General features: G+C 68.6%; 2 protein-coding genes. Both read left to right on the top strand.

Going from position 1 to position 2,029, the window contains the following annotated elements:
• Positions 1 to 71: 71 nt before the first annotated feature.
• The gene (locus tag ABTZ58_RS40005; RefSeq protein ID WP_351368425.1) at positions 72 to 443 is read left to right on the top strand and encodes a VOC family protein; all 372 of its coding nucleotides are present in this window, start codon (positions 72 to 74) and stop codon (positions 441 to 443) included.
• Between the two features lie 91 nt (positions 444 to 534).
• Complete coding sequence (locus tag ABTZ58_RS40000) at positions 535 to 2,019, top strand: NF041680 family putative transposase (RefSeq protein ID WP_502996226.1); 1,485 nt, start codon at positions 535 to 537, stop codon at positions 2,017 to 2,019.
• The last annotated feature ends 10 nt before the right edge of the window (positions 2,020 to 2,029 follow it).

The following is a 2,029-nucleotide window of genomic DNA, read 5'->3' as shown; positions in this document are numbered from 1 at the left end:
AGCTTGTTCTTTAACCTCGGGCTGGGCCCCTGCCACTGGCCCGCTCGCGGGCCAGTGGCAGAGTGAGCCGGGTGATCGGACGCCTGTACACCGTTGTCATCGACTGCCCCGACCCGGATGAGCTCGCCGGTTTCTACGAGAAGCTACTGTCGCTCTCACGGCAGGCGGACACCGGCGACTTCGTCGTGCTCCAGAACGCGGCGGGCACCCCGGTGGTCGCCTTCCAGCGGGTGGACGATTTTCGCGCGCCGCGGTGGACGGATTCCGCGCGTCCTCAACAAATGCACATCGACGTGATGGTCACGGACCTCGATACGGCTGAGGCCCAAGTGCTCGCCCTCGGCGCGACGCTGCTGGATGGTTCGGACAAGCCGATCGGTTACCGCGTCTACGAGGACCCCGTCGGCCATCCCTTCTGCCTGATCACTCCCGAGGGAGCCTGACCCTGCCATTTGGGGTCCGGTGTCGAAAATGACTCGAACTGGGTCGCTGACCTGGGCATTCTCCGGACACTGAGGCGGCCTTCGTCTGATCATGTGCTCCGACCAAGGTGCACCGATCAGAACGAAGGCCGTGAGGGTGAGTCTGCTGCCTGAAGCCGTTCCGGGGGAAGCGTTCGCGGAAGCGTCACGCTTCCGGGACGAGTTGTACGCGTGTCTGGCCGTTCGGGGCGATGAGCTGTTCGAGTTAGCGGACGCGGTGCTGTGTGCGCCGGGTGCGGTGCACTCGGCAGTCGAACTGACGCTCCTGCCAGAACATCGACGTGGGCACGGAGCGATGTACGCCGGCCTGAATCAGGGGCGGATCGATGTGGACCGGCTGCGGTTGCTGCTGGCCGGCCTGCCGCTGCCCCGGTTCCCCGACGGGCGCCTGGTCCTGGCCGTCGACGTGTCACCGTGGCTGCGATCGGACGCTCCGTGCTCGCCGGACCGGCTGTTCTGCCACGTCTACGGGCGGGCGAAGACGGCCTCACAGTTCATCCCCGGCTGGCCCTACTCGTTCGTCGCCGTGCTGGAGATGGGCGCCACGTCCTGGACACAGATCCTGGACGCGGTCCGGCTCGGCCCGGCCGACGACGCCACCGCGGTGACAGCAGCCCAACTCCGTGACGTCGTCGAACGACTCGTCGCGGCAGGCCAGTGGGCGCCGGGCGAGCCCGACATCGTCATCGTGACCGACGCCGGCTACGACGTCACCCGCCTGGCGTGGGTCCTGCGGGACCTGCCCGTCGAGCTCGTCGGGCGCGTCCGCGGTGACCGCGTGATGCGGCTCCCGAAACCGCCACGGGTCTACGCCCCGAAGGGAGGCCGGCCACCGAAGCACGGGCCGGAGCTCCGCTTCGCCAAGCCCGAGACCTGGCCTGAGCCCTCCATCACTACCCGCACGGCCACCGCGAACTACGGCAAAGCCATCACGCGGGCATGGGACCGGGTCCATCCGCGGCTGACCCACCGGGCCGCCTGGCTGGAACACGAGGGCGAACTCCCACTGATTGAGGGGACGTTGATCCGGCTGGAAGTGGAGCGCCTGTCGAAGGACCGGGCGGCCCCGGCCGTGTGGTTGTGGTCCTCCAAGACCGGCGCCGACGGCGCGGACATCGACCGGGCCTGGCAGGCGTTCCTGCGCAGGTTCGATCTGGAGCACACGTTCCGCCTGTTCAAGCAGACCCTCGGCTGGACCCGCCCCAGACTACGGGACCCGGAGGCAGCGGACCGGTGGACGTGGCTGATCATCACCGCCTACACCCAGCTCCGGCTCGCCCGCCCACTCACCCGCGACCTGCGGCACCGCTGGGAAAGGCCGGCCGCACCGCACCGGCTAACTCCCGCCCGGGTCCGGCGGACGTTTCGGAACCTCCGCCAGCACCTACCCTGCCCCGCGAGAGCACCGAAACCCCATCGGCCCGGACCCGGACGACCGCCCGGCACCCCGAACAGACACCGGGCACCCCGCTACGACGTGGGCAAAACCGTCCGCCGGGAGAAGACCCTTACCGCCCTACAACGGATGAAAGGTTAAAGAACAAGCT

Origin of the sequence: Streptomyces sp. NPDC094143 (assembly GCF_040303825.1) — a bacterium.
Taxonomy (GTDB): Bacteria; Actinomycetota; Actinomycetes; order Streptomycetales; family Streptomycetaceae; genus Streptomyces.
This window is presented reverse-complemented; position numbering and strand designations above follow the sequence as displayed.

Excerpts from the sequence above, each read along its gene's own strand:
- ABTZ58_RS40000 (WP_502996226.1), top strand. The coding sequence starts at position 535 with ATGTGCTCCGACCAAGGTGCACCGATCAGAACGAAGGCCGTGAGGGTG.